We start from the raw sequence: 25,428 nt of genomic DNA, 5'->3' as shown, positions 1-25,428 counted from the left end.
ACTCACGTGCGTGGGGGCATGCTCTCGTGGTGCGCGAGGGGGGACTTGAACCCCCACGTCCTAAGACACTGGATCCTAAGTCCAGCGCGTCTGCCAATTCCGCCACTCGCGCGCGGCCACCAGGATACGCGGGCAGCGCGCCCGCGCCCGATCGCCCAGGGGCAGCGTCAGTCGATCCCGAGGTCCCGGCGCAGCTTCGCGACGTGGCCCGTGGCCTTGACGTTGTACTGCGCGAGCTCGACCGTGCCATCGGTGCCGATCACCACGGTCGAGCGGATCGAGCCCTCGACCTCCTTGCCGTACAGCTTCTTCATGCCCCACGCGCCGTAGGCATCCTGCACAGCGCGGTCCGGATCGGACACGAGCGTGAAGGTCAGCCCCTCCTGCTCGCGGAACTCGGCCAGCTTCGCGGGCTCGTCCTTGGACACGCCGACGACCTCGTAGCCGGCGGCGTTGAGGGCGTCGAGGGAGTCGCGGAAATCGCAGGCCTCAGTGGTGCAGCCCGGCGTCATCGCGGCCGGGTAGAAGTACAGGATGACCTTGCGGTCGCGGTGCTCGGAGAGCGTGAACGAACCCTGGTCCGTGGGAGCGGTGAAGTCGGGAGCGGTGTCGCCTGCGGCGAGTCTGTTCTCAGTCATGATGCCAACCTAACGCCGATGCAGGCGTGGGGGATTCCCGCCTCGGCCGCGTGGCTGTGGTGAGATATCCCCATGGCCGTTGTGGTGACGCCGCTCGCTGGCTAACCTCGCGGTACAACAGGGGGGTTGGCCATGGGTCGCGAGGGGCACGAGTCGGTGCGCTGCCCACTGTGCGGCACGCCGGTCGATCGCACGCGACAGGAGTGGTGCCCGCAGTGCGCCGTCCCGCTGCGATCGGCAACGTTCGACGACCTGCTCGCGGCCGACGAGGCACTGCGCCAATGTCAGCGGTCGTACGACGCCCTCGCCTCGACGTGGACCCAGTGGGGCGAGCGCCGCGAGGCGCTCGCGGATCAGCTTGTCGCGCAACGTCCACCACCCGCTCCGCGCCCGCCCGTTGTCAGTCCCATCCCGACCTCCGCGTTCACCGCCCCCACGGCTGCGCCCGAGCCCACTGCCGCATCGGCCGAGCCGGCGCCTGCGGCCGCCCGAGAGTACGCACCCGGGTTCGTCCATCGCGAGACCGACCCGACCGTGCGCACTGGCCCCGCCCCCGCATCGGTCGCCCAGGCGACGCCACCTTCTGAACTGCCGCGCACGCAGCAGCCGCAGGCCGCGCCGCATCGGCGCGCGAGCCGCGCCGCTGCGGTCCTGACGGCACCGGTGCTGCTCGGCATCGCCGGCGCCTCGCTCATGATCGCCGCGGCCATCGTGTTCGTCGCGATCGCGTGGACCACCTTCACTCCGCTCGCCCGGGGCCTCGCGGTGCTCGGCGTGTCCGTCGCGGTCGCGGCGCTCGCTGTGTGGTTGCGTCGCATGCACCTGCCGATCACCAGCGGGGCCGTCGGCATCGTGTCCATGGGGTTCGCAGGCGCGGCGGGGATCTCCTTCCTGCGCGGCACCGCGGCGTCGGGCGCGTTCGACCTCCCGCTGTCGCTGCTCTTGGCGAGCGGGGCTGGCGTCGTGCTGTCACGGTGGCAGCTGAGGTGGGTGGGATCCGCCGCGGCGCTCGCGCTCGTGGCGGCTGGCGTCGGACTCACCATCGCCGCCTCCGCGCAGGCGGCCGATGCGGGTGCGGGCAGCATCGTCTCCAGCATGTGGGCGTGGGCCTTGACCGGCACGGCGGTGGCCGTCGCGCTCGCGCTCACGCCTCAGTGGTGGGCGTGGAGCGTGGCGCGGTCGATCATCCGGTGGTCGGCGATCGGCTGGGCGTGCGCGCTCGGCGCCTCGGTCCCGCTCTGGACGTGGGCGAGCGACGCCACGACGGCCGATGCGGTGGCGGGCCTGGTCCCGCTCGTCGCGCTCGTGGCCTTGGCCCGCTGGTGGCCGCGCGCGGCGGTCGTCGCCACCGCCGTGGTCGCCTCTCTGGTCGCCCCTGCGCTCGCGTTCACGTGGGGCGCAGCGCCATGGCAGCAGGTCGCGGTGCTCTCCGTCGTGTGCGCGGTCGCAGTGATCGCCGGGCTGCGGCTGGGCACTGTTGCGCGGGTGGCGCTGTTCGTCGGTCTCGTCCCCGGCTATGCCGTGGTGGCGCTCGCGACCGTCGGGTATGCGCTCACCGTGGTGCTGGCGCGCACCGTTCAGGGCGATGGGTTCGCGCCCATCGACCTGTGGGCGGGTGCGGCGGCTCTCGTCGCCGGACTGTCGCTTGCGATGCTGCGCCTGTGGCGGCTCGAGACCAGCGGTGTGCTGGCGGGGAGCGTCAGGGCCGCGTCGATCGTGGGGGCCGTGCTGGTGGCGACCGGCGCAGGAGTCATCGCCGCCGGCGTCGCCGAGCTCACGCCTGACCGCAGCATCCACGCGGCCGTCTCGGTGGCGCTGTCGATCGCCGGCGCCGCGCTCATCGTGGCCCGACGGCTGTGGGAGGTGCCTGCGGCGCGAGCAATCTCGTCGTGGGCCGGCATCGTGCTGCTGGTCGTGGCGGCGGGCCACGGGGTGTGGGGTCTCCAGATGGTCGAGCTGCCGGTGGCGCTGTCGCTCGCGGCCGCGCTGGTCCCCGTGGCGGTGCTCGCCGCGCACGGCCGCCGGCAGCCGTGGCAGGGGACGGGACTCGCGACGCTGTTCGTGACCGCGGTGATCGCCGCCCTGGGTGTGGCGCTCGGCGCGTCCGTCACGGGGGCACTGGCCATCGCCGTCACGGCCGCGGCCGGTGCGGCGTGGCTCGTGCGACGACTCCCGGCGCTCCAGCAGCGGCCCGCGCTGGCCGGGCTCGTGCCAGCCGTCGCGTGGGGCGCGATCAGTGGAGTGTGGAGCGGCCTCGCGACGCTCGAGTGGGTGGATTCGCCCAGTGCGACGCCCGACGGATGGGTCGCGGCGTCCGCGCTCGCGGCCGCCCTTGCGCTGGCCGCCGTGCGCGCCGGACCGGAGCGAGCCAATGCGGCGCGGGCTGAGCCGTTCGGCACCGTGCTGACCGTCGTGGCCGCGCCCGGCGCCCTCGCGGCGCTGGCAGACCAGACGCGCCTCGACGAGCCCTGGTCCACCGTCGGCGTGGTCGTGGCGAGCGGAGTGGGCGTCGCCGCGGCGCTGCCCCTGTGGCGTGACCGACTCGCCCGGCGGCTCACCCGCGTCAGCGCTGTCGCGCTGGTGACCCTCGGAGGGATCGCCGCTCTCGGACGCCTGGCGGATGACAGCGAGCCGCTGGTCCCTGGGCTCGTGCTGAGTCTTGGGGCGGTCGCTCTGCTGGCGGTGGCCGCACGCTGGTGGCCTCGCGCGGCCGTGGCGCCGGCCGTCGCACTCGCCACCGCGGTCGGCCCCACCCTCGCGCTGCGCGAGGACCAGGGCATCACCGCAGCCGCGGCGCTGCTGGCGTGGGGCGCCGCACTCGTGCTGACGGCATTCACGAGGGCGCCGGACCGGTGGCGGCTCCCCGCGGTCGTGGGCGCGAGTCCAGCGCTCGTGACCGCACTCGTGGGCACGGCCGTCGTGGGCGCGGTGGCGGCGGCGTCGTCCCTCGCGGGTGGCCGCACCGACTTGGACCTGAGTGCGCCGTGGTGGGCCCTTGCGCTGACGGCAGGCCTGATCGTGGGGGCGGACCGCGCGAGAAGGTGCCTGCGGGGCTCGGTTGAGACTCGTGTCGCTGCGGTCGTGGGCGCGGTCGCGACGGTGGCCGCCGTCGTCGTGGCGACCTCCGTCGTCGTGGACGCCCTGGAGCTCGGCGAGGGGACGCGGCTGGCGCTGACGCCCGTGGTCGCCACTGTGCTCGGCGCTGCCGCCGTCGCGTGGTCGCTGCGGGAGGGCGATGCCCTGGTGGCTGCCACGGCCCGGCGCGGGTCCATCGCGTGGGCCGTCCTGTCCACCTTTGCCCTTGAGATTCAGATCGGGGTCGAGCGCGCTCCGTGGGTGAGCGGACTCCTCGTCGTCATCGGCGTGGCGGCGGCGCTGAGCATGGGGTGGAGGCGGTGGCCCCTCGAGGTGATTCCGCCCGCGGTGGCGCTCGTGACGCTGGCGCCGTTCGCTGCGGGACCCGCGCTCGGCGCATCGGCGTTCGCAATGGCGTGCGTCGCGGGGGTCCTGGTCGCGGCGACGGCGTGGGCGGGCCGACGGCTGAAAGCGACGGTCCGAACCGCCCTCTGGGTCGGGGCGAGCCCTGCCGGCGTGGCGGTGGGGATCGCGGCAATTGCGGCGGTCGTGCTGTCGGGGGCCGCCGTGGTGGAGCACCTCACCGGCGAGACCTTCGACGCCGCACTGTCGTGGTGGCACGTGGGTGCGTTCGCGACGGCGTGCGTCACCGCTCTCGCGTGGCGCGAGCTCGCGTGGTTCCGCGGCTGGATGCCGCTCGCGCTCGTGGTGGTCGGCACCGCCGCCCTCCCACCCCTGTGGGCCGCAACGGTGCTCGGCGCCGCGGGACCTGCGCTGCTGTGGTGGGGACGGCGCCTGGGTGCGGGAGCGGCCGTCGCCGTCACCGCATCGGGCATCGGCCTGCTGTGGGCCGTGGGATCCGACGTCGCACTCGCGGGGACCGCCGCGGGCGCCACCATCGTGGCCGTCGCGATTGCCCGTGGCTGGCGCACGGCCGCGCGCACTTGGGGCGCCGCCGTCTCTCCGTTCACCGCCGCCGTGGCGGGCGCGTCCGGTGCGCGTGCGCTGGGCATGGAGACGATCGACGCTCCCGTCGCGATGGGACTGGCGATGGCCGTGCTGCTGCTGCTCGTGGAAGGCAGAGCCTCGCGGCTGCGGGACACCGTGACCGTCACCGCCGTCGCGATCACAGTCGCCATCCCGCTGGTCGCGGACTCCGTCGAGATGGCGGGCGTCGCGCTGCTGCTGGCCGCCGTGGGCTGGTGGCGGCTGCGGTCCGTCGGAGTCGGGTGGGCGACGTGGATGTGCGCGGCCGCCGCCTCGCTCGGCACCGCCCTGATTCTCTTGGGCGCCGACGTGCAGGTGATCGAGGCGTACACCGCAGTGCCGGCGGCGTCGCTGCTGCTGATCGGCGCCCAGTGGCTGCGCGAACGCCCGCAGCTGCGGTCGCTGACGGCCTTGGCGCCTGGGCTCGCCATCGCGCTGATCCCCAGCTACGCCGCCCTCGCGCTCCAGCCTGACGCGCTGGCACGCACCGTGGGGCTGGTGGTCGCCACGATCGTCATGGCGCTCGTGGGCGTGAGGCTGCGCTGGTTCGCCCCGATCCTGGGCACCGCCGTGACCGCCGTGGTGGTGTCCGTGCTGCAGATCGTCGTCGGGGCGAACCTGCTGGTGCGGCTCGTCGCGTTCGCGGTGGTGGGGACCCTGCTGCTCGCGATCTCGTCGTGGTTCGAGCGGATCAAGGAACTGCGCTGACGTCGAGGCTGCGCGATTTCGCATCGTCCGGCCGGTCCTGCTAATGTTGTCTTTCGCACCGCGCGGCATGGAGCACGCGATCGCGAGCACCTCTAGCTCAATTGGCAGAGCAACTGACTCTTAATCAGTGGGTTCCGGGTTCGAGTCCCGGGGGGTGTACCACACACAGAAGGCCCGGTCCCCTGAGGGACCGGGCCTTCTGTCGTTCAGCGGTGCGTCAGCCGGCCGCGAGGGCGCCGTCCGACGAGAACACCAGGCCCACGGCCACCTCGCCGGAGGTGATCGCGGTCTTGCTCAGCGGGCCGCCCGCGTCGAGGGCGCGGAACTCCGCCACCTCGAGGCCGTACGTGCTCTCGAGGCCCGGCTGGCAGAACGGGCGCTCGGGGCACTCGGGCGGTCCACCGAGCACGATCGGGCCGCACGATTCGGCGAGCTCCGAGAGCGTGGTGACGCCGTAGGCGTCGATGAAGCCCTGGGTGACGGCGAACGCGTTCTGATCCTGCGCATCGGCCGCTGCGCCGACGACCAGGCCCTGCTCCTCGGCGAGGGGCTCGAGAGCCGCAACCGTCTCCGCGATGTCGCCGGAGGCGACCACGTTGTCGATGTCGCCGTCGAGGAACTCCGCGAAGGTGGCGGCGTACTCGGGGACGATGTCGATCTCGCCGCCGGTGAGGGCGGGCAGGTACGTCTCGCGGTTGCCGATCTCGCGCACCTCGGTCTCGTAGCCGGCGTCGTCGAGGACCTCGGCGTAGATCTCGGCGAGCGTGATGTTCTCCGTGAAGTTCGCGGCGCCCACGGTGATGCTCGAGCCGTCTCCGGTCTCCTCGACGGAGATCCCGGCCTCGTCGACCCATGCCTCGGCGACCTCTTCGGAGGTCTGGCGGTCGATGTCGACGGCCTTGTTGAGCTCGATGAGGCCCTCGGTGTCGAGTGCGGCGGACACGGCATCCAGCGCCGCCAGCACATCGTCGGTCGCGACGTCGGCGTTGAGCGCGGGAATGATGTTGTCAGAGTTCTGCAGCATCATGTCGTCCTCGAGCACCACGAGCTGCTCCCCGGGAACCGGGAGGCATTCCTGGGCGGTGGCCGGCTCGGAGGCACCCGTGGTGGGGGCTGTCGAGTCGTCAGGGGTGGGGTCGTCACTGCCGCCAGAACTACAACCGGCGAGAGTCAGGGACGCGACGGCCAGGGCCGCCAAGGTGGCGTTGCGGGTGCGCATGAGAGCTCCTCGTTTAGGTGTCAATCAGGGTCAGCAACCAACGCGACGCCCGGGTTGTTCCCGGCTCCACGTCTCTACCAGGCTAAGCGCAGTCGGTCGTTGGTGCCAGGGTCGGTGCGGCCGATGCGCGGGTCAGGCGGTCGCGGCGGCGGCTTCGCGCAGTGGCTTGGCGGTGGCAGCGTGCTGGATCCGAGCCATGACCCCATCGGTCACGAGCGCGACCGCAGCGACCAGCACGGCCCCGGCGAGCACCTGGCCGTAGCGCTGCGTGGCGAGACCGGTGTTGATGATCACGCCCATGCCGCCACCGGCGACGAGGGCCGCGAGCGGGACCGTCGCGACGGTCTGCACGGCCGCGGTCCGCAGCCCGGCGGCGATCAGCGGCACCGCGAGCGGGAGCTCGACGCGGGTCGCCACCTGGAACCGGGTCATGCCCTGGCCGAGCGCCGCCTCGCGGATGTCGGGATCCACGTCCGCCATGCCGGTGAACGCGTTCGACAGGATCGGGGGGAAGGCGAAGATGGCGGCCGCGAGGATGACGGCGTTGTTGCCGAAGCCGATGGCCGACGCGGCGAAGAGCGTGAGCAGCGCGAGCGTGGGGACGGCACGGCTGACGTTGGACGTCACGACGGTGACGGCGCCGCCCTTGCGGACGTGACCGAGGAACACGCCCAGGGGAAGAGCGACCACGACGGCCAGGGCGACGGCCGCGAAGCTCATCCACAGATGTTCGAGGGTGAGCGCGATGATCGAGTCCTGCGCGAATCTCCAGCCGCCGTCGAACGTCGGCGTGGTGATGCCATTGGCGCCGGTCCAGTTCTCGGCGGTGGTGAGGTAGGCCCATGCCTCGCTGAGAGTGCTCATGCGGCGGTCCTCCGTCGTGCCCAGGGCATCGCCAGCCGTCCGGCGAGTGCGAGCAGCAGGTCGAGCACCAGCGCGAGCGCGAGGCACAGGAGGGTCGCCGTCATGATCTGCGCGCGGTAGTCGGACTGGAGCCCGCGGAACATCAGCTGGCCCAGCCCGCCGTAGCCCACGACCACGCCGACGGTCACGAGCGCGACGGTGCTGACGGCGGCGATGCGCAGTCCCGCGATGATCGACGGCAGCGCGTTCGGGAGCTCCACCTGCAGGAGCAGCCGCATCGGGGTGTATCCCATGCCGCGAGCCGCGTCGGTGACGTCCCGGTCCACCCCCTGCAGCCCCACCACGATGTTGCGCACCAGCACGAGCAGCGCGTACGCCACCAGACCGATCAGCACCGTGGTGCGACCGATGCCGGTGAAGGGCGCGAGCAGACCGAACAGCGCGAACGAGGGGATCGTGTAGAGCACCCCGCTCACGCCCATGATGGGGGAGGACAGGCGTGGCGCGCGGCGGGCGATCACCGCGAGCGGGAACGCGATCGCGAACGCGATGGCGAGGGCCTGGAGCGTCAGCGTGGTGTGGATGACGAGCTGCTCCGACACCTCGTCCCAGTTGCGCTCGAGGTAATCCAGGGAGAGCCACGGATTGTCGGGCGCGTCCATTCCACTGACGCTACAGGGCGCACACGGTGGTGGCGAGCACCGCACCTCTGAATCCAGCGCAGGGGGTGCGGCCTCGTGGTGCGTGCCCCGCTGGTGATGGCTCCGCACGGTAGCGTGACGGGATGGATCACGCCGGCATCACCTTCGATCACGTCCGCAAGGAGTATCCCGACGGCACGGTCGCGGTCGAGGACCTGAGCCTCGACGTCGCGCCCGGAGAGATCATGTGCCTGGTCGGGCCGTCGGGCTGCGGCAAGTCGACCACCCTCCGAATGGTCAACCGGCTGGTCGAGCCCACGTCGGGCACGATCACGGTCGACGGTGCGGACATCATGAGTCAGGACGCCGTGCAGCTGCGGCGGTCGATCGGCTACATGATCCAGCACGTGGGTCTGTTCCCCCACAGGACGGTCGCGCAGAACGTGGCCACGGTGCCGAGCCTGCTGCGCTGGGACAAGGAGCGCAAGCACCGTCGGGTCGAGGAGCTGTTGGACCTGGTGGGCCTCCCGCACTCGACGTATGGCGCCCGGTATCCCCACGAGCTGTCCGGTGGAGAGCGGCAGCGGGTGGGCGTGGCGCGCGCGCTCGCGGTCGAGCCGCCGGTGCTGTTGATGGACGAGCCCTTCGGGGCGGTCGACCCCCAGCGTCGCCGCAGCCTTCAGCAGGAGTTCCGCGACCTGCAGCGCCAGTTGGGCCTCACTGTCATGATGGTGACGCACGACATTCGCGAGGCCGTGATCCTCGCGGACCGCATCGCGGTGTTCTCCGAAGGCGGCGCGATCGAGCAGATCGGCACGCCCGACGAGGTCACGAAGAGCCCCGCCAACGACTTCGTCGAGGACTTCCTGGCGGACTTCGGCGCCATCGCGGACTAGCTTGCGCCCGCATCGGCCCGATGCGAGGGAGAGGTCGCGCGCGCCCCGCCTGCGGCGCCAGGACTACGGGGACTGGGGTGTGCGCGGGCTCTGTGTCGGCTGAGGGCTCTGCGTGGTCTGGGCGCTCTGTGTCGTCTGCGGGCTTTGTGTTGTCGGCGGGCTCTGCGACGACGGTGGCGTCTGCGGTGTCGGGGTGCCGCCGTCCTTGCCCTCGATCCACGCGTGGCGGGCCGAACGCGACAGCCGTCGAGGCTCGCGCCACTTGGAGCGCCACCAGGCGACCATGCCGCCTTCGGCCTCGTGCGACTCGCGTTCCATGCGCTCCTCAGCCTGACGCATCTCTCGATGGCGGCGCCGTCGCCTGCCGGTCGTGACGATGCGGTAGACGGCGATGCCCATGAAGAGGAAGACGAAGACCACCAGCACGGGCACGAAGATCGCGACCAGCACCAGTCCTACCGCGATCGCGTCCTCGGCGAACGACGCGAGAGGCGCGCCGGTGCCGCCGGTGGTGGCGTTCACGGCGGGGCGGGAGGCCGCCTTCGCAACGTGGGTGGCGAGCGCGACGACCGCACCGACCAACCCTGCGATCAGCGGGTTGTCCTGCCAGAAGTTCGACTGGTCGACCACGGTCGACGCGGCGGTGGCGGCGAAGATCACGCCGCCCACCACGGGGCGGACCGCGGTCTGGATGAGGTCGTTGACGTGGTCGACGCCAGGGATCTTGTCGAGGATCAGCTCTGCGACCAGCAGCGCCAGCGAGATGATGATGGCCGGCCACGACTGGAGCCACTCGAGGTGTGCGGGGAGCTGGATGAACTCGGTGAAGCGGGCGAACACGCCCACCAGCACGAGCGGGATGAATGCGTTGAGACCAGCGGCCGCAGACAGGCCTGCGCCGGTGAGTGCTGCGAGCATCCATTCCTCCGATCCGCGCGCCGATCCGACGCGGGTAGGTGATCGCTCAACGATAGCCCGTCGCGATGGGTGGGGCGGGCCCGCGCAGAGAATGCAGAAGGGCCGCCCCTCGCGGGACGGCCCTTCTGGCTGACGGGTGGCTAACGGGACTTGAACCCGCGACCCCCTCGACCACAACGAGGTGCTCTACCACCTGAGCTATAGCCACCATCGGCCCGCCAAAGCGAGCCAGCGAAGATCATACCTTGCCGCAACGCCTTCAGTCGACGCAGCGCCCTCAGTCGACGCGGGGCCTACTCCTGGGGCGCCACCCGCGCTGCGGCGGCCTTGGCGGCGTCGGAGTCGGGGCCGGGCATCGGGACCAGCACGGTCTCGCGGTAGTACCGCAGCTCGCGGATCGAGTCCTGGATGTCGCCGAGCGCCCGGTGGCCGCCCGTCTTGGGCGGAGAGTTGAAGAACACGCGCGGGTACCAGCGGCGCACCAGCTCCTTGAGGGAGCTGACGTCCACCACCCGGTAGTGGAGGTGGGCCATGAGCTCGGGCATGTCGCGCTCCAGGAACTGGCGGTCCATGCCGACCGTGTTGCCGGCGAGCGGCGCCTTGCCCTCGGCGGGCACGTGGGCGCGCACGTACTCGAGCACCATGCGCTGCGCCTCCGCCATGGTGGTGCCGCCCGCCAACTCGGGGAGCAGCCCGGACTCGACGTGCATGTTCCTCACGAAGTCGTTCATCTGCGCGAGCGACTCGTCGGAGGGCTTGATCACCACCTGCACGCCGTCGCCGAGCACGTTGAGCTCTGCGTCGGTGACCAGGCAGGCGACCTCGACGAGCGCGTCGGCCGTCGTGTCGAGTCCGGTCATCTCGCAGTCGATCCAGACGAGGGGAGAGTCAGCCATGGCGACCACTCTACGGCGCGAGCCCAAGGAACCAGGCATGACGGCCGATGCGGGGGCGAGGGGTTGACAGACAGCGGCTTACATGGTTGGTTAGTTGGTGAAGTAACTAACCAGTAGACGCGACGTGATGCGAAGGGCGTGAACGGTGGACGACGGACGGCCGATCTTCCTGCAGATCGCAGAGAGCCTCGAGGGCCAGATCCTCGACGGCTCGATGCCGGAGGAGGCGCAGGTGCCGTCGATCAACGAGCTCGCGCACTTTCACCGCATCAACCCGGCGACGGCCCTCAAAGGGGTGAACCTGCTGGTCGATGCCGGGATCCTCTACAAGCGCCGGGGAATCGGCATGTTCGTGGCGGAAGGCGCGCGGTCACGACTGCTGGCGGACCGGCGGGCAGAGTTCGCCGAGCTCCACGTGCGGCCATTGGCGGAACGTGCACGGGGCCTCGGCATGACGGTGAAGGACGTACAGGACATGATCAGGAAGGAGATGGAGCGATGACAGCCATCGTCGAGGCCACGGGCCTCACCAAGAGGTTCGGGCGGGTCCATGCGGTCGAGGACGCGACGTTCTCGCTCGACGAGGGCGGCATCCACGGACTGCTCGGGCGCAACGGCGCCGGCAAGACGACCATGATGCAGCTGCTCACCGGGCAGGAGTTCGCGACCGAGGGGGAGGCTCGTATCTTCGGGGAGTCTCCCGTGGAGAACGCCCACGCCCTCCGGCGGGTCTGCTTCATCAAGGAGTCTCAGGTCTACCCGGACGGGTTCAAGGGCAAGCACGTGCTGCGGTCCGCCCCGTGGTTCTTCGATCGCTGGGACGCCGCATTCGCCGAGCGTCTGGTGCGCGCGTTCAACGCGCCGCTCGATCGCCCCATGAAGAAGATGTCCCGCGGTCAGCGCAGCGCGATCGGCGTGATCGTCGGGCTCGCGTCCCGCGCAGAGCTCACCTTTCTCGACGAGCCGTACGCGGGGCTCGACGCGGTGGCTCGCCAGCGCTTCTATGACCTGCTGCTCGAGGACTACACGGCCCACCCGCGCACGGTGGTGCTCTCCACGCACCTCATCGACGAGGCGGCCAACCTGCTCCAGCGAGTGCTGGTGATCGACGACGGCAGGATCGTCATCGATGCGGATGCCGACGAGCTGCGGGCGACCGCCACCACCCTGGTGGGGCGCGCTGCTGACGTCGAGGCGTACGCCGTCGGTCGCGAGGTGCTGGACCGCACCACGCTCGGCGGGATCGCGTCGATCACCGTCGCAGGGCTGAGCGCGGAGGAGCGCCGCGCCGCCGCATCGGCCGGTCTCGAGGCGAGCCCGGTGTCACTGCAGGGGCTCGTCGTCAGCCGCACCGGCGGCGTGGAGCACGACGACGCGACGAAGAACAAGGAGAAGAGCGCATGACCTCCACCACACTGACCCCCGCTCCGGCGGGCGCGGGCGCGCTGGCACGCATCTGGGACGTCGTCAGGCTGCACGTGGCGAACCCCGTCCCCACGCTGGTGGTGCCGTGGCTCATCACCTTCGCCATCTTCGGTCTCAATCTCGCCATCTGGCTGATGGTCGCCAACGCGGCAGGCGGGGTCGAGAACCTCGAGCCGGACGCGTTCGCGTACAACGGCGGCATCTCGTGGATCGTCGTGTTCATGATGGTGGTCGCCGTCCAGGCGATGAACCTCACCTTCAAGTTCGCCCTCGGGTTCTCGGTGACGAGGCGTGACTACTACCTGGGCTCGGTCCTGTACTTCGTGCTGCTGGCGCTGCTGTACTCCGCGGGGATCACCGTGATCGCCGCGGTGGAGCGGGCCACCGACGGGTGGGGCCTGGGAGCGGCGTTCTTCGCGCCGTGGGGCTTGGCTGGCCAGCCGCTCACGACCGTGTGGTTCTTGTACCTGATGGCGATGCTGCTGTTCTTCTTCCTGGGAGCCGCGGTGGCCACGGTATGGGTGCGCTGGGGCCCCTACGGTCTCTACGCCTTCTTCATCGGCCTCGCGGTGCTCATCGTCGGGGCCGCGTGGCTCATCACGACCACGGACTCGTGGGCCACGGTGGGGGAGTTCCTGACCGAGACATCGCTCGTCGCGATCGCCGCCTGGACGCTGCCCGTCACCGTGCTGTGCGGTGTGGTCGGTCACCTGTTCCTGCGCCGGTCGACGCCGCGCGGCTAGGCCTCACGCGCTTCAACGACGGCCGATGCGCACCCGCCCGGGTGCGCATCGGCCGTTTCGCTGTGCGACCCCGAGGAACAAATCAGGGTGATCCCCTATAGACACTCAGGGTATACACCCAAGGTATAGTGGATCTATGGACAGATCACTCGCTCTGCTGGGACTCATGAGCACGGGGCCTACGCACGGCTACGACCTCAAGACCCGCTACGACTCGATCTTCGGGTCGTCACGTGCCATCGCGTTCGGCCAGATCTACGCGACGCTGTCGCGGATGATCCGGGACGGACTGATCGAGCAGATCGGTCAGGAGCCGGGCTCGGGCCCCGATCGCAAGCGCTACGCCGTGACCGAAGCGGGCCGATCCCGGCTCGCCGAGTGGCTGCGCGAGCCCGACACCCCGTCGCCCACGCTCCAATCGAATCTGTTCGCCAAGACGATCCTGGCGCTCGTCCTCGACGACGATGCCGATGCGCTGCTCGACATCCAGCGCCACGCCCATCTGGCACGCATGCGCGAGCTCACCACGGCCAAGTCCGGCGCGCCGCTGCTCGACCGCCTCGCCATCGACCACGCCCTCTTCCAGATCGAGGCCGACCTGCGCTGGATCGACCTGACCAGCGCCCGCCTGACCGACATGCGAAAGGAGGTCCGCCGCCATGGCTGACCCCATCATCACGGCCACGGGACTCACCAAGTCCTTTGGGCCCACCCAGGCCCTGCGAGGGATCGACCTCACCGTCGAGCGCGGCGAAGTGCTCGCCGTCATGGGGCCGTCCGGGTCCGGCAAGTCCACGCTGGTGCACTGCCTCGCAGGCGTGATCTCGCCTGATTCGGGCAGCGTGGTGCTGGACGGCACGGACCTCACGGCCCTGAGCCCGGACCAGCGCGCGAAGGTGCGTCTGCAGCGCATCGGCTTCGTGTTCCAGTTCGGCCAGCTGCTGCCGGACCTCACCGCCACGGACAACGTCGCGCTGCCGCTGCTGATGGCGGGGCGCTCCCGTCGCGCCGCCAACACGCAGGCGATCGCCTGGCTCGACCGCTTAGGGCTGGGCGATCAGGCCGACAAGTCTCCCGGATCGATGTCGGGCGGGCAGGCGCAGCGAGTGGCCATCGCTCGCGCCCTCGTGACCCGTCCTGCCGTCCTGTTCGCGGACGAGCCCACCGGGTCGCTCGACTCGGTCAGCTCGGAGAGCGTGCTCGGCGCGATGCTCGAGGTGGTGCGCGAATCCGGCACCACCGTGGTGCTCATCACCCACGATGCCCGCACCGCCGCGTACGCGGACCGGGAGGTCATCGTGCGCGACGGCCTGCTGTCGGGCGCGTATGCGTCGGTGCCCGCGTGAAGCCCGGTGCCGCCCGCGTCCTGGTCCTCCACGGCGGCGCGGCCTACCGCAGGCTCGCCGGGATCGTGGCGGGCGTCGCACTCGGCGTCGGGATGCTGCTGATCCTGCTGGGCGCGTTCCTGCACATGCCCGACCGCGACGCTCGCGCTGCGTGGGTCGATCCGAAGGGCGAATGGCTCGAGTACACCGAGGAGGGCGAGGTCATCGTTCCTACGGCGACCTCCACGGCCATCCTCGCGCAGTCGTCCCAGGACTACTTCGACGGCTTGACCATGTCCGTGACGCGGATGGCGACGTCCGCTGACACCGATGTCGCGCTTCCGACCGACCTGGCACCGCCCGCGCCTGGCGAGTACTACGCGTCGCCCGCCATGATCGACGTCATCGACGCGGCGCCTGCCGATCAGCTGGGGCAGCGCTACGGCGAGCGGCTGGGAGAGCTGCCCGCAGAGATGCTCAAAGGCCCGAGCCAGCGAGCGATCCTCGTGGGCGCGGGGTGGGAGGCCGTCGCGAACCGGGCTGGCGCCGTGATGTTCGAGGGCTTTCCCTCGGAGACCCGGTACAGCGCATCGACCACCTTTCAGGTGATCCTGGCGATCGGCGCAATCGCGATCCTGGTCCCGATCGTCCTGCTGATCTCGATCGTGGGGCAGCTCGGAGCCGCGGAGCGGCGTGACAGGTTCGCGACCGTGCGGCTCATCGGCGCGGGGCGCCGCGCGGTTGCGTGGCTGTCCGCGTGGGAGATGGCGGCTGCGTCCGCCGTGGGAGCAGTGCTCGGCATCGGCGTCGCGGCAGCACTGACGCCTCTCGCCACTCGTCTCACGCTCAATGGCGCCACCACCTACGCCGCCGATCTCTCCCCGTCGCTCGCCTGGACCGCAGCGATGGTCGTGGGCGTGACCGCTCTGGGTGCCGCGACCGCATGGTGGCGCGCGTTCAGCGATGACGTGGGCGCGCCAGGCGCGACGCGCGAGCGTGCGGAGAAGCAAGTCACGGCGTGGCGCGCGCTGACCCTCGGCCTCGGCATCGTGCTCATGGTGGGTGCCGCATGGATGGCGAGCAGCGGCACGGGGCCGGTGGATCTTGCGTCCTACGGGTTCATCCTCGGCTTCGCGCTGATCGCCTTCGGCATCGTCATCGCAGGCCCGTGGCTGACCCGGGTCGCGAGTGCGGCGCTGCGCCGGTTCGCCTCTCGAGCCTCGGCGGTCGTCGCGGCCGGCAGGCTCGAACGGCACCCGCGCTCGACCTTCCGGTCCGTCGCAGGGCTCGTGGTCGCCGTGTTCATCGTGAGCGTATTCGCCGGATCTGCCAGTGCCATCCAGGGCCTGATCGAGCCGAAGGACCGGCCCGGACTGCTCGACCCGCATGCCGTGGCGGCCTCCGCTGGCCCCGGCGTCGACGCGGAGGCAGCACGGGCAGTCGTGGGTGACATCGAGGGGGTCGAGTACGTGGCCATCGGGTATTGGCCCGAGGACCCTGACGCGGGCGGTGCGCTGATGTCCGGCGACGACGCGCGAGCCATCGGCGCCACCGACCTGCCTTCCTCGGACGGAGCGATCATCGATGTGTTCGGCATGCTCGCGGACAACGGTGAGGGGAGCGGTATCTCCATCGACCCGCCTCGAGAAGCCTCGACTGCCGTACGGGGCGACGTCTCGTATGTGATCGCGGTCACGGACGGCGAGACGGCCTCGATCGAACGCACCCGCACGGCCCTGTTCGGAGCGGCGAACCCGGATCTCGCTCCGCTCACCCGGGCGGACTACGCCAACGCGGGCACGGCCGAGGTCACGAATGAGCTGGCCATCATGGCCTACCTCGGCATGGGCATCGCGATCGGCATCTCCGCCTTGTCGCTCGCGGTCGCGACGGCTGCCGCCGCGCTGGACCGCAAGCGCACGTTCGGTCTGCTGCGTCTGGCCGGCATGCCCGTGCGTCAGCTGCGCTCGACGGTCTCGATCGAGGCGACGGTGCCGCTCGCGGCCACGCTGCTGGCCTCAGCCGGGCTCGGCTTCGGCGTCGCGTGGCTGATGATCGAAACGCTCGGCAACGGGCTGAGCGTGGACTGGCCCGACCCGCGGTACTGGTGGGCCATCGCGGCGGCGCTTGCCATCGCGGCCGTGTCCGTCACCGCCTCGTTCGGATCGGTGCGCCGCTCGACGGAACTCGAGTCGACGCGGTTCGAATGAATCCTGCACTGAGCGCCCGGCGGCCGCCATCACCGCCGGGCGCTCACGTGTGCGTGGGTCAGCTGGGGCGTGAGGCGAACGTGCCGCGCTCGTACTGCTCGGGCCAGTAGTCGACCGGCACGCCGAGCTCGTGTGCGGCGCGCAGCGCGAAGTGCGGATCCCGCATGAACTCGCGTCCTGCCATCACCGCGTCTGCCTGGCCGGTCGCGACGATGTGCTGAGCGAGCTCAGGATCGGTGACGAGTCCCACTGCGCTGGTCGGCACGTCCGCGCGCTCGCGCACCTCGGCCGCGAACGGCACCTGGTATCCCGGCCCGACCGTGATGCGGGCGTCGGGGACGTTGCCGCCCGAGGAGATGTCGATGAGGTCGGCACCGGCCTCGCGGAGCCACCGTGACACGGTCACCGTGTCCTCGAGAGTCAGGCCCTCGGGCTCCATCCAGTCCGTCGCGGACAGCCGGACCAGCACGGGCACGTCGTCACCCGCGACCCGACGGACCTCGGCGAGAGCCTCGAGGACGATGCGGGCGCGGTTCTCGAGCGACCCGCCGTACTCGTCGGTGCGGTCGTTGCTGAGCGGAGACAGGAACTCGTGAAGCAGATACCCGTGCGCGGCGTGCACCTCGAGGACATCGAAGCCGGCGTCGAGCGCCCGCTGGGCAGCCGCGCCGAAGGCGGCGACCGCATCGGCGATCTGTCCGTGCGTCATGGGGAGTGGGTCCGCGAGACCTGAGAACGGGAGGTCGGAGGGGCCGAGCGGGCTCCAGCCGCCTTCCTCGAGAGTCACCGCGCCGTGGCCCTCGCGGCCACGGTGAGTCGAGGCCTTGCGCCCCGCGTGAGCGAGCTGGATGCCGGCGGCGGCTCCCTGCGAGTGAATGAACGTCACGATGCGCGCCCATGCATCGCGCTGCTCGTCGTTCCACAGGCCCGTGTCCCAAGGGGAGATGCGCCCCTCGGGGAGGACTCCCGTCGCCTCGGCCATCACGAGTCCGGCGCCGCCGCGGGCCATGCCGCCCAGGTGGACGAGGTGCCAATCGGTGGGCACGCCGTCGCGCTCCTCGACCGAGTACTGGCACATCGGCGCGACCCACAGGCGGTTGCGGAAGGTGGTGCCGCGCAGGGTGAGCGGCGAGAACAGGGAGGGCGTTGTCATGGGTGGCCTTTCGTGTGGAGCAGACGTCGGCACAACGCGCGTGGAGCGTCGCGGATTCCGGGAGGGCGCGGCCGGGACGGCGCGTCCTGCGCAGTTGGCCGATGCGGGCGCGGGCGGCCCCCGCCTCGAGCCGCGGCGCGGTCAGAATGTGAGGGCTCCCAAGTGAACCTTCACATGATGCAAGCGCTGTCGCTGCTGGCATGCCCGGTTTGTACGGGGGAGGGGCCGTCTTCGTTACTCAATCGTGACCGCGCTGTGGTTGCGGTGGACCCAAATGTGAGCGCTAATATTCAGACACCGGCCGCATCGCGGCACGGAGGGAAACCACCCCCCACCCGGCAACGCAGCCGGACCAGAACGAGGAGGTTCTTGGTATGAGGAAAAGGTTCTTGTCCACCATTGCACTTGCAGGAGCGGCAGCGCTGACCATCGCGGGCTGCTCGAGCGACGGAGACGGCGACACGCCTGACGACGCAGCCACCGGAAGCACCGGAGGCAGCGAGACCACGGAGACCATCACCGTCGGCTTCGCGCAGACCGGTGCCGAGTCCGGCTGGCGTTCGGCCAACACGGAGTCCATGCAGAATGCGTTCTCCGAGGAGAACGGCTTCGAGCTCGTCTTCAACGCGGCCGACAACGACCCCGCCGCGCAGATCTCCGCCGTGCGCAACTTCATCAACCAGGGCGTCGACGCGATCGTCATCGCCCCGGTCGTGGAGGACGGCTGGGACGACGTGCTCAAGGAAGCTCAGGACGCCGGCATCCCGGTGATCCTCGAGGACCGCACGGTCACGGCACCCGACGACCTCTACGCAGCATGGGTCGGCCTCGACTTCAAGGCTGAGGGCGTCAAGGCCGGCGAGTGGGCCGTCCAGGAGTTCGGCGACGAGCCGACCAACATGGTGGTGCTCGAGGGCACCACGGGATCGGCTCCGGCCAACGACCGCGCGGAGGGCTTCAGCGAGGCCATCGCCGGCTCGGCCATCGAGACCATCGACTCGCAGTCCGGTGACTTCACTCGCGATGGCGGCAAGTCCGTCATGGAGGGCTACATCGCCAACTACGGCATCGAGGGCATCGACCTGGTGTACGCACACAACGACGACATGGGTCTCGGTGCGATCGAGGCGATCGAGGCGGCGGGCGGAACGCCCGGCGAGGACATCAAGATCGTCACCATCGACGCGGTCAAGGACGGCATGCAGGCGCTCGTCGACGGCAAGATCAACTTCATCGTCGAGTGCAACCCGATGCTGGGTGAGAAGGCTGCCGAGCTCGTCAAGGCTGTCCTGAACGGCGACGACGTCGAGAAGGTCCAGTTCGTGGAGGACCAGTCCTTCACGCAGGAGCAGGCCGCCGAGGTCATCGACTCTCGTCCGTACTGATCCCAGGAATCCGTCTGACGGCCCCGGTCGTCTGACAGCATGATCCTGTGAACCCCGTCGGGGGGCCGGCTCGCGCCGGTCCCCCGACGGGTCCACCTACGAGACGAAGAGGTCGTAACGCCCATGCCTGCGGACACCGAAGTCCAGCCCATCGTCGAGATGCGCGGCATCACCATCGCTTTCCCCGGAGTCCTGGCGCTCGATCGCGTCGACTTCCGGCTCATTCCCGGCGAGATCCACTCGCTGATGGGGGAGAACGGCGCCGGCAAGTCCACGCTGATCAAGGCCCTCACCGGCGTCTACGCGATCGACAGCGGCACCATTGCGGTGGCAGGGAGCGAGCGGCGGTTCGAGTCCACCGCCGACGCCCAAGCCGCCGGCATCTCCACCGTGTACCAAGAGGTCAACCTGTGTGCGAACCTCTCGGTGGGCGAGAACGTCATGCTGGGTCACGAGAAGCGTGGCCGCACCGGAATCGACTGGCGCGCCACCCACACGGAGGCCGAGAGGCACCTCGCGGGCCTGGGCCTTCGGCTCGACTCGCGGTCCGAACTCGGCAGCCACTCCATTGCCATTCAGCAGCTCGTCGCGATCGCCCGCGCCATGGTGCTCGACGCGAAGGTGCTGATCCTCGACGAGCCCACCTCGAGCCTGGACCGCGGCGAGGTCGAGCAGTTGTTCGCGGTGATCCGCGACCTGCGCGACTCGGGTGTGGCCATTCTGTTCGTCAGCCACTTCCTGGAGCAGGTGTACGAGATCTCCGACCGCATCACGGTGCTGCGCAACGGCCGGTTCGTGGGCGAGCACCTCGCCGCTGACCTCCCCAAGGACGCGCTGGTGGCCGAGATGATCGGCCGGGAGCTCGAGGACCTCGCCGCGATCTCGGATCGTGCGGACCGCGCGATCGACCGCACGGGAACGCCTGTGGTCAAGGCCACGGGCCTCGGCAAGCGCGGCATGCTCGAGCCGGCGGACCTCGAGGTGTACGACGGCGAAGTCGTGGGCCTGGCCGGTCTGCTCGGATCCGGCCGCACGGAACTGGTGCGGCTGCTGTACGGAGCCGACCGCGCCGAGACCGGTGAGATCTCCGTGGACGGCAAGACCGCCCGCATCCACAGCCCACGCCACGCCATCGACCACGGCATCGCGTTCTCCTCCGAGGACCGCCGCGGCGAGGGAGTGGTCGCCGACCTGACGGTCGCCGAGAACATGATCCTCGGCATCCAGGCCCGGCGCGGGTGGCTGCGCCGCGTGTCGAAGGCCGAGCAGGACGCGGTGGTGGGCGAGTACATGGAAGCCCTCGGCGTGCGCCCCGCGGACCCCCACGTGCCGATCGGCAACCTGTCGGGCGGCAACCAGCAGAAGGTGCTCCTCGCCCGCTGGCTCGCCACGGCTCCCGAACTGCTGATCCTGGACGAGCCGACGCGCGGCATCGACGTCGGCGCCAAGGCGGACATCCAGCGCAAGGTCGCAGAGCTGTCCGAGAAGGGGCTGTCCGTCATCTTCATCTCCTCCGAGCTCGAGGAGGTGCTGCGCATCGCGCAGCGCGTCATCGTGCTGCGCGACCGCCGGGCAGTCGGTGAGCTCGACGCTCACGACGTCGACCTCGACGGGCTCGTGGACTACATCGCCCACTCCGAAGAAGGGAGCGTGTCGCGGTGAGAATCCTCAGACACCGCCTGTTCTGGCCAGCCGCGGCGCTGGTGACCCTGCTCATCGTCAACACGATCGCGAACCCCAACTTCGCACGGGTCACCATCCGCGACGGCCAGCTGTACGGCAACCCCATTACGATCCTGCGCGACAGCGCGCCGCTGATGCTGGTGGCGCTCGGCATGACTCTGGTGATCGCCACGCGCGGCATCGACCTGTCGGTGGGCGCGATCATGGCCGTCTCGGGCGCAGTCGCGCTCACGATCATCGACGACTCCCCCAACCCAGGGAGCGTCGGCACGGTGGTCGTCGCGGTCATCGTCGCCGTGCTCGTGGGCCTGGTGCTCGGCGTGTGGAACGGGTTCCTCGTCTCCGTGATCGGCATCCAACCGATCATCGCGACATTGGTGCTTATGCTCGCCGGCCGTGGCGTCGCGCTGCTGATCACCGGCGGTCAGATCACCACCGTCAACAGCGCGCCGTACAAGTTCATCGCCAGCGGATATCTGATCATCCTGCCGATCGCCTTCTTCATCTGGGTCGCGGCGGTGCTGGTGGTCAGCATGCTCGAACGGCGCACCGCGCTGGGCATGCTCACCGAGTCGGTGGGCATCAACCCGGAGGCCAGTCGCCTGGCGGGGGTGCGGTCGCGCGGCATCATCTGGAGCGCGTACATCGCCTCAGGAATCCTTGCGGGCATCGCCGGCGTGATCTACGCGTCCAACACGATGGCGGCGGACGCCAACTCGGCGGGCTACCTCATCGAGCTGTACGCGATCCTTGCCGTGGTGCTCGGCGGCACCTCGTTGATGGGCGGCAAGTTCTCGATCGCCGGCACCGTCATCGGCGTGATGACCGTGCAGGCCTTGGAGAAGGCGATCCTGTTCCTCGGCGTCCCGCCCGCGCAGGCCCCCGTGTTCTTCGCCGTCGTGGTGGTCGTCGTGGTGCTTCTCCAGGCGCCCCGAGTCCACACCTGGGGCCGTGCAGTGGGACGCCGCATGGGCGTGGGTGCCAAGCCGAGAACCGATGACCGGAAGGAGGTGGCGGCATGAGCGCCACCGACACCACGACCAGGAGCAGCGCTGCGGCAGAACCCGGCGCGAAGGGCATGATCGGCACGTTCACGAGTCGCTACGCCTCGGTGCTGCCCACGTTCGCGGCCATCACGATCCTGATCGCACTGCTGGTGGGCGCCGAGATCTACTTCGGCAACTTCCTCACCGGCCGCAACATGTCCGCACTGCTGCTCGACAACGCGTACCTGATGGTGCTGGCGGTCGGCATGACGTTCGTGATCGTCACCGCCGGCATCGACCTCTCGGTCGGTTCCGTGATGGCCTTCACCGGCATCTTCGGAGCCAGCCTGTTCGCGAGCGGTGTGCCGTTCGTGATCGTGATACCCGTGATGCTGCTCTCTGGCGTCGCGATCGGGCTGCTCATCGGAGTGCTCGTGCAGTACTTCAACGTGCAGCCGTTCATCGCGTCGCTGGCCGGGCTGTTCCTGGGGCGGGGCCTGGCGTATGTGGTGAGCCTGCAGTCGATCCGTGTCGAGGACCCCGTCCTCTCGTGGCTGGGATCAACCCGGTTCACGCTCGGTGACTTCTACATCGCGCCGACCGGCGTGATCGCTCTGCTCACGGTGATCATCGGCGCGCTCGTCATGCACTTCACGCGGTTCGGCCGCACGGTCTATGCGGTCGGCGGCTCCGAGCAGTCCGCTCGCCTCATGGGCCTGAACGTCGCCCGGACCAAGGTGATGGTGTACGTGATCAGCGGCCTCTGCGGTGGACTCGCCGGACTGGTGCTGACGGCCTACACCGGATCTGGCTATCCGCGCAACGGCATCGGCACCGAGCTCGATGTCATCGCGGTCGTCGTGATCGGCGGCACCCTGCTGAGCGGCGGGCGTGGCTACGTGCTCGGCTCGATGATCGGCGTGTTCGTCTTCGGCACCATCAAGACGATCATCAACTTCATGGGGGCCGAGCAGTCGTGGACCCACATCATCGTGGGTGCATTGCTGCTGCTGTTCATCGTGGTCCAGCGCGCCATCGTGGCGCGCTCCGACAGATCTCGGTGACCGCGAGCCCCGTTCTCCTCAGCGATGTGGTCTCGCCCCGTCCACCGTGCCAGGATGGCTCCGTGGACGGGGCAGAGCCGCTCGTGGAGCTGGAGGGTGCGACGGTGCGCTTTGGCGCGTTCACCGCTCTCGACGGCGTCGACTTCCGGATGTACCCCGGCGAGGTGCACTCTCTGATGGGGGAGAACGGCGCAGGCAAGTCCACGCTGATCAAGGCGATCACCGGCGTGCTGCCGCTCGACGAGGGCACCCTGACACTGGCCGGCGAGTCGGTGCAGTTCGCCACGCCCCACGCCGCGCAGGCGGCAGGCGTCTCCACGGTCTATCAAGAGGTCGACCTGCTCCCCAACCTCTCGGTGGCGGAGAACATCTGGCTTGGCCGCGAGCCCCGGCGCTTCGGCCTCATCGACAACGCGGCCATGCGCCGTCAGGCGAGCGAGGTCCTCGATGGGCTGGGTCTCGACATCGACCCGGCGTCGATCCTGGGCAGCCACTCGCTCGCGGTGCAGCAGCTGGTTGCCATCGCGCGCGCGATCTCCACCGATCTCCGAGTGCTGGTGCTCGACGAGCCCACCTCGAGCCTCGACACGGACGAGGTCGCGGAGCTGTTCCGCGTCATCCGCGACCTCAAGCAGCGCGGCGTCGCGATTCTCTTCGTCAGCCACTTCCTCGACCAGGTGTATGAGATCTGCGACCGCGTCACCGTGCTCCGGGACGGCGCGCTGGTGGGGGAGTACCTCACCACCGAGCTGCTCCGCATCGACCTGGTGCAAAAGATGCTGGGTCGGGACGTCGCCGAGTTCGCGACTCGCGAGCGCGTGATCGAGCCCGACCTCCCGACGGACCCCTTCCTCAGCGCCCGCGGCATCACCAGCGCGCCGGGGATCGTGGACGCGGACATCGACGTCGCCGAGGGCGAGGTGCTGGGCCTGGCGGGCCTCCTCGGCTCGGGCCGCACGGAGCTGGCGCGGGCGCTGACGGGGATCGATCGTCCGCAATCCGGAGTCATCCGCATCGAGCGACGGGACGTGAAGCTCGAGTCGCCCCGGCACGCGCTGCAGATCGGCGTCGTCTACTCGTCCGAGAACCGGCGGACCGAAGGGCTGCTGCCGGAGCTGTCGATTCTCGAGAACATCGTGCTCGCCGTCCAGGCGCAGCAGGGGGCCATGCGCCGCATTCCCCTCGCGCGCCAGCGGGAGCTCGCGATGAGCTGGATCGACGCCCTCGGCATCCGCCCGGCCGATCCGGATCGCAAGGTCAGCACTCTCAGCGGCGGCAATCAGCAGAAGGTGATGCTGGCCCGCCTGCTCGCGCTGTCCCCGCGAGTGCTGGTGCTCGACGAGCCGACGCGCGGCATCGACGTGGGCGCGAAGGTCGAGATCCAGAATCTTGTCGGTGAACTCGCGGATAACGGCCTCGCGGTGATCTTCATCTCCGCGGAGCTCGAGGAGGTGCTGCGCGTCGGCGACCGGGTGGCCATTCTGCGTGAGGGGCGCGTCGCGGAGACGCTGGCGGCGGATAGTCTGAATCCCGATACATTGCTGGCTCTGGTGGCGCAGCCGGACCTGCCGGAAGCCTGAGGGGGACTGCGTGGCGCAAGAGAAGCCGGCTCGCGCGGCGAACATCTTCGATGTCGCGCGCCTCGCAGGCGTCTCCCACCAGACCGTCTCTCGTGTGATCAACGGTCTGCCCAACGTGCGGCCGGCCACCAAAGAGCGTGTCGAGCAGGCCATGAAGCAGCTGCGCTACAGCCCTTCTCCCGCGGCCCGTGCGCTCGTCACTCGCCGTACTCGGACCATCGGCCTCATCACCTCCGGCTCCGTGGACTACGGGCCGAGCTCGATCGCGATGCACTTCAACCGCGCCGCGCGTGACGCCCGCTACAGCGTGGACACCGTCTCGACCGGCGAGCGCGACCCCGAGACGGCCAAGAGAGCCGTCGAGGGTCTGCTGCGGCAGCGCGTCGACGCCGTGGTGATCGTCGTCAACGATGCCGAGGTGCTGGAGATGGTCCGGGCGCTGGACCTGGGAGTGCCGCTCGTCGTGGCTGCCTCGACCGCACGGCGCGGCCCGCAGCTGGTGGCGATCGACCAGTACCGTGGCGCCAGGGCGGCCGTGCGGCACCTCGCGGAGCTGGGCCACACCCAGATCCTGCACCTCGCCGGTCCCGAGCAGTCGACCGATGCGATCGAACGGGTGCGAGGGTGGCGAGATGAGTTGGCCGCCCGCCGCCTGGTCGCACCGGAGCCGCGTCACGGCGACTGGTCGGCCGAGTCCGGCTTCGCGATCGGTGCCGACCTCGAGATCGCCCGCGGCACAAGCGTGTTCGTCGGCAACGACCAGATGGCGATCGGCCTGATGTCCGCCCTGCGGCGGCGCGACCTGCTGGTGCCGGACGATGTCAGCATCGTCGGCTTCGACGACATCCCGGAAGCGGCCTATCTGTACCCGCCGTTGACGACGGTGCGTCAGGACTTCGCGGCGCTCGGCCAGATGATGATGCAGAAGGTGCTCGTCGCGCTCGAGGAGGGCGAGAACGAGTCCGCCGACACGCCGCTGCCGACTCAGCTGGTGGTGCGAGACTCGACTCGCGAGCTCACGATCGGCTGACC

The 25,428-nt window shown here is 70.0% G+C and carries 21 protein-coding genes and 3 tRNA genes; 15 read left to right on the top strand and 9 right to left on the bottom strand.

The features are described from left to right. Window positions 1-27 precede the first annotated feature (27 nt). Together QQX02_RS02775 and bcp are read right to left on the bottom strand one after the other, a co-directional pair. Window positions 28-112, bottom strand: a tRNA-Leu gene (locus QQX02_RS02775). Window positions 113-167: 55 nt separating this feature from the next. Further along, the gene (gene bcp / locus QQX02_RS02770) at window positions 168-638 is read right to left on the bottom strand and encodes a thioredoxin-dependent thiol peroxidase (RefSeq protein WP_301141072.1); all 471 of its coding nucleotides are present in this window, start codon (window positions 636-638) and stop codon (window positions 168-170) included. Between the two features lie 132 nt (window positions 639-770). Between bcp and QQX02_RS02765 the strand changes: the two genes are divergently transcribed. Both QQX02_RS02765 and QQX02_RS02760 read left to right on the top strand, forming a co-directional pair. Then, window positions 771-5,408, top strand: coding sequence for a hypothetical protein (locus QQX02_RS02765; RefSeq protein WP_301141071.1), 4,638 nt, complete (start codon window positions 771-773; stop codon window positions 5,406-5,408). Between the two features lie 86 nt (window positions 5,409-5,494). Continuing rightward, a tRNA-Lys gene (locus tag QQX02_RS02760) sits at window positions 5,495-5,570 on the top strand. 55 nt (window positions 5,571-5,625) lie between these two features. Here QQX02_RS02760 and QQX02_RS02755 read toward each other — a convergent pair. The 3 genes from QQX02_RS02755 to QQX02_RS02745 all read right to left on the bottom strand — a co-directional run bounded on the left by QQX02_RS02755 (window position 5,626) and on the right by QQX02_RS02745 (window position 8,153). Then, complete coding sequence (locus tag QQX02_RS02755; RefSeq protein ID WP_301141070.1) at window positions 5,626-6,627, bottom strand: glycine betaine ABC transporter substrate-binding protein; 1,002 nt, start codon at window positions 6,625-6,627, stop codon at window positions 5,626-5,628. Window positions 6,628-6,759: 132 nt separating this feature from the next. Next, entirely contained in the window at window positions 6,760-7,491 is a 732-nt protein-coding gene (locus QQX02_RS02750; RefSeq protein ID WP_301141068.1) for an ABC transporter permease, read from the bottom strand. Beyond that, a complete protein-coding gene (locus tag QQX02_RS02745; RefSeq protein WP_301141067.1) occupies window positions 7,488-8,153 on the bottom strand; it encodes an ABC transporter permease in 666 nt (221 codons plus the stop codon). The genes QQX02_RS02750 and QQX02_RS02745 overlap by 4 nt, the downstream gene beginning before the upstream one ends. Before the next feature lie 122 nt (window positions 8,154-8,275). Between QQX02_RS02745 and QQX02_RS02740 the strand changes: the two genes are divergently transcribed. Further along, window positions 8,276-9,028, top strand: coding sequence for an ABC transporter ATP-binding protein (locus QQX02_RS02740; RefSeq protein ID WP_367304224.1), 753 nt, complete (start codon window positions 8,276-8,278; stop codon window positions 9,026-9,028). A gap of 63 nt (window positions 9,029-9,091) precedes the next feature. On the opposite strand, the gene QQX02_RS02735 is transcribed toward QQX02_RS02740, so the two are convergent. The 3 genes from QQX02_RS02735 to orn all read right to left on the bottom strand — a co-directional run bounded on the left by QQX02_RS02735 (window position 9,092) and on the right by orn (window position 10,842). After that, a complete protein-coding gene (locus QQX02_RS02735; protein WP_301141066.1) occupies window positions 9,092-9,946 on the bottom strand; it encodes a DUF4126 domain-containing protein in 855 nt (284 codons plus the stop codon). 135 nt (window positions 9,947-10,081) lie between these two features. Beyond that, window positions 10,082-10,154: transfer RNA gene (locus tag QQX02_RS02730), tRNA-His, on the bottom strand. Window positions 10,155-10,239: 85 nt separating this feature from the next. Continuing rightward, complete coding sequence (gene orn, locus QQX02_RS02725) at window positions 10,240-10,842, bottom strand: oligoribonuclease (RefSeq protein ID WP_301141064.1); 603 nt, start codon at window positions 10,840-10,842, stop codon at window positions 10,240-10,242. Window positions 10,843-10,987: 145 nt separating this feature from the next. Between orn and QQX02_RS02720 the strand changes: the two genes are divergently transcribed. The 6 genes from QQX02_RS02720 (at window position 10,988) to QQX02_RS02695 (ending at window position 16,545) form a co-directional block, all read left to right on the top strand. Continuing rightward, window positions 10,988-11,344 carry a GntR family transcriptional regulator gene (locus QQX02_RS02720; protein ID WP_301141063.1) on the top strand — a complete coding sequence of 119 codons (357 nt, stop codon included), beginning with the start codon at window positions 10,988-10,990 and terminating at the stop codon, window positions 11,342-11,344. Beyond that, window positions 11,341-12,246 (top strand): ABC transporter ATP-binding protein, encoded by a 906-nt coding sequence (locus tag QQX02_RS02715; protein WP_301141062.1) that lies wholly within the window; start codon window positions 11,341-11,343, stop codon window positions 12,244-12,246. Before QQX02_RS02720 ends, QQX02_RS02715 begins: the two co-directional genes overlap by 4 nt. After that, window positions 12,243-13,010 carry an ABC transporter permease gene (locus tag QQX02_RS02710; RefSeq protein ID WP_301141061.1) on the top strand — a complete coding sequence of 256 codons (768 nt, stop codon included), beginning with the start codon at window positions 12,243-12,245 and terminating at the stop codon, window positions 13,008-13,010. The genes QQX02_RS02715 and QQX02_RS02710 overlap by 4 nt, the downstream gene beginning before the upstream one ends. A gap of 136 nt (window positions 13,011-13,146) precedes the next feature. Then, window positions 13,147-13,677: a PadR family transcriptional regulator gene (locus QQX02_RS02705; RefSeq protein WP_301141060.1), complete on the top strand. Its 531-nt coding sequence runs from the start codon at window positions 13,147-13,149 to the stop codon at window positions 13,675-13,677. After that, entirely contained in the window at window positions 13,670-14,356 is a 687-nt protein-coding gene (locus QQX02_RS02700; protein WP_301141059.1) for an ABC transporter ATP-binding protein, read from the top strand. Before QQX02_RS02705 ends, QQX02_RS02700 begins: the two co-directional genes overlap by 8 nt. Further along, the gene (locus tag QQX02_RS02695) at window positions 14,353-16,545 is read left to right on the top strand and encodes an FtsX-like permease family protein (RefSeq protein ID WP_301141058.1); all 2,193 of its coding nucleotides are present in this window, start codon (window positions 14,353-14,355) and stop codon (window positions 16,543-16,545) included. Before QQX02_RS02700 ends, QQX02_RS02695 begins: the two co-directional genes overlap by 4 nt. 58 nt (window positions 16,546-16,603) lie before the next feature. On the opposite strand, the gene QQX02_RS02690 is transcribed toward QQX02_RS02695, so the two are convergent. Continuing rightward, complete coding sequence (locus QQX02_RS02690) at window positions 16,604-17,698, bottom strand: NADH:flavin oxidoreductase/NADH oxidase (RefSeq protein WP_301141057.1); 1,095 nt, start codon at window positions 17,696-17,698, stop codon at window positions 16,604-16,606. Window positions 17,699-18,072: 374 nt separating this feature from the next. On the opposite strand from QQX02_RS02690, the gene QQX02_RS02685 reads away from it, so the two are divergent. The 6 genes from QQX02_RS02685 to QQX02_RS02660 all read left to right on the top strand — a co-directional run bounded on the left by QQX02_RS02685 (window position 18,073) and on the right by QQX02_RS02660 (window position 25,426). Next, window positions 18,073-19,083 carry an ABC transporter substrate-binding protein gene (locus tag QQX02_RS02685; RefSeq protein ID WP_301141056.1) on the top strand — a complete coding sequence of 337 codons (1,011 nt, stop codon included), beginning with the start codon at window positions 18,073-18,075 and terminating at the stop codon, window positions 19,081-19,083. A gap of 123 nt (window positions 19,084-19,206) precedes the next feature. Then, complete coding sequence (locus QQX02_RS02680; RefSeq protein WP_301141055.1) at window positions 19,207-20,745, top strand: sugar ABC transporter ATP-binding protein; 1,539 nt, start codon at window positions 19,207-19,209, stop codon at window positions 20,743-20,745. Then, window positions 20,742-21,788 carry an ABC transporter permease gene (locus QQX02_RS02675; RefSeq protein ID WP_301141054.1) on the top strand — a complete coding sequence of 349 codons (1,047 nt, stop codon included), beginning with the start codon at window positions 20,742-20,744 and terminating at the stop codon, window positions 21,786-21,788. Before QQX02_RS02680 ends, QQX02_RS02675 begins: the two co-directional genes overlap by 4 nt. Continuing rightward, complete coding sequence (locus QQX02_RS02670) at window positions 21,785-22,816, top strand: ABC transporter permease subunit (protein ID WP_301141052.1); 1,032 nt, start codon at window positions 21,785-21,787, stop codon at window positions 22,814-22,816. Before QQX02_RS02675 ends, QQX02_RS02670 begins: the two co-directional genes overlap by 4 nt. 62 nt (window positions 22,817-22,878) lie before the next feature. Further along, window positions 22,879-24,396, top strand: coding sequence for a sugar ABC transporter ATP-binding protein (locus tag QQX02_RS02665; protein ID WP_301141050.1), 1,518 nt, complete (start codon window positions 22,879-22,881; stop codon window positions 24,394-24,396). Window positions 24,397-24,406: 10 nt separating this feature from the next. After that, the gene (locus tag QQX02_RS02660) at window positions 24,407-25,426 is read left to right on the top strand and encodes a LacI family DNA-binding transcriptional regulator (RefSeq protein WP_301141049.1); all 1,020 of its coding nucleotides are present in this window, start codon (window positions 24,407-24,409) and stop codon (window positions 25,424-25,426) included. The last annotated feature ends 2 nt before the right edge of the window (window positions 25,427-25,428 follow it).

Source organism: Demequina muriae (assembly GCF_030418295.1).
Lineage (GTDB): Bacteria > Actinomycetota > Actinomycetes > Actinomycetales > Demequinaceae > Demequina > Demequina muriae.
This window is presented reverse-complemented; position numbering and strand designations above follow the sequence as displayed.

Coding starts and splice junctions, on each gene's coding strand:
- QQX02_RS02680 (WP_301141055.1), top strand. CDS start 19,207: ATGCCTGCGGACACCGAAGTCCAGCCCATCGTCGAGATGCGCGGCATC.
- QQX02_RS02765 (WP_301141071.1), top strand. CDS start 771: ATGGGTCGCGAGGGGCACGAGTCGGTGCGCTGCCCACTGTGCGGCACG.
- orn (WP_301141064.1), bottom strand. CDS start 10,842: ATGGCTGACTCTCCCCTCGTCTGGATCGACTGCGAGATGACCGGACTC.
- QQX02_RS02705 (WP_301141060.1), top strand. CDS start 13,147: ATGGACAGATCACTCGCTCTGCTGGGACTCATGAGCACGGGGCCTACG.
- QQX02_RS02715 (WP_301141062.1), top strand. CDS start 11,341: ATGACAGCCATCGTCGAGGCCACGGGCCTCACCAAGAGGTTCGGGCGG.
- QQX02_RS02755 (WP_301141070.1), bottom strand. CDS start 6,627: ATGCGCACCCGCAACGCCACCTTGGCGGCCCTGGCCGTCGCGTCCCTG.
- QQX02_RS02700 (WP_301141059.1), top strand. CDS start 13,670: ATGGCTGACCCCATCATCACGGCCACGGGACTCACCAAGTCCTTTGGG.
- bcp (WP_301141072.1), bottom strand. CDS start 638: ATGACTGAGAACAGACTCGCCGCAGGCGACACCGCTCCCGACTTCACC.
- QQX02_RS02685 (WP_301141056.1), top strand. CDS start 18,073: ATGAGGAAAAGGTTCTTGTCCACCATTGCACTTGCAGGAGCGGCAGCG.
- QQX02_RS02710 (WP_301141061.1), top strand. CDS start 12,243: ATGACCTCCACCACACTGACCCCCGCTCCGGCGGGCGCGGGCGCGCTG.
- QQX02_RS02750 (WP_301141068.1), bottom strand. CDS start 7,491: ATGAGCACTCTCAGCGAGGCATGGGCCTACCTCACCACCGCCGAGAAC.
- QQX02_RS02670 (WP_301141052.1), top strand. CDS start 21,785: ATGAGCGCCACCGACACCACGACCAGGAGCAGCGCTGCGGCAGAACCC.
- QQX02_RS02690 (WP_301141057.1), bottom strand. CDS start 17,698: ATGACAACGCCCTCCCTGTTCTCGCCGCTCACCCTGCGCGGCACCACC.
- QQX02_RS02740 (WP_367304224.1), top strand. CDS start 8,276: ATGGATCACGCCGGCATCACCTTCGATCACGTCCGCAAGGAGTATCCC.
- QQX02_RS02745 (WP_301141067.1), bottom strand. CDS start 8,153: ATGGACGCGCCCGACAATCCGTGGCTCTCCCTGGATTACCTCGAGCGC.
- QQX02_RS02735 (WP_301141066.1), bottom strand. CDS start 9,946: ATGCTCGCAGCACTCACCGGCGCAGGCCTGTCTGCGGCCGCTGGTCTC.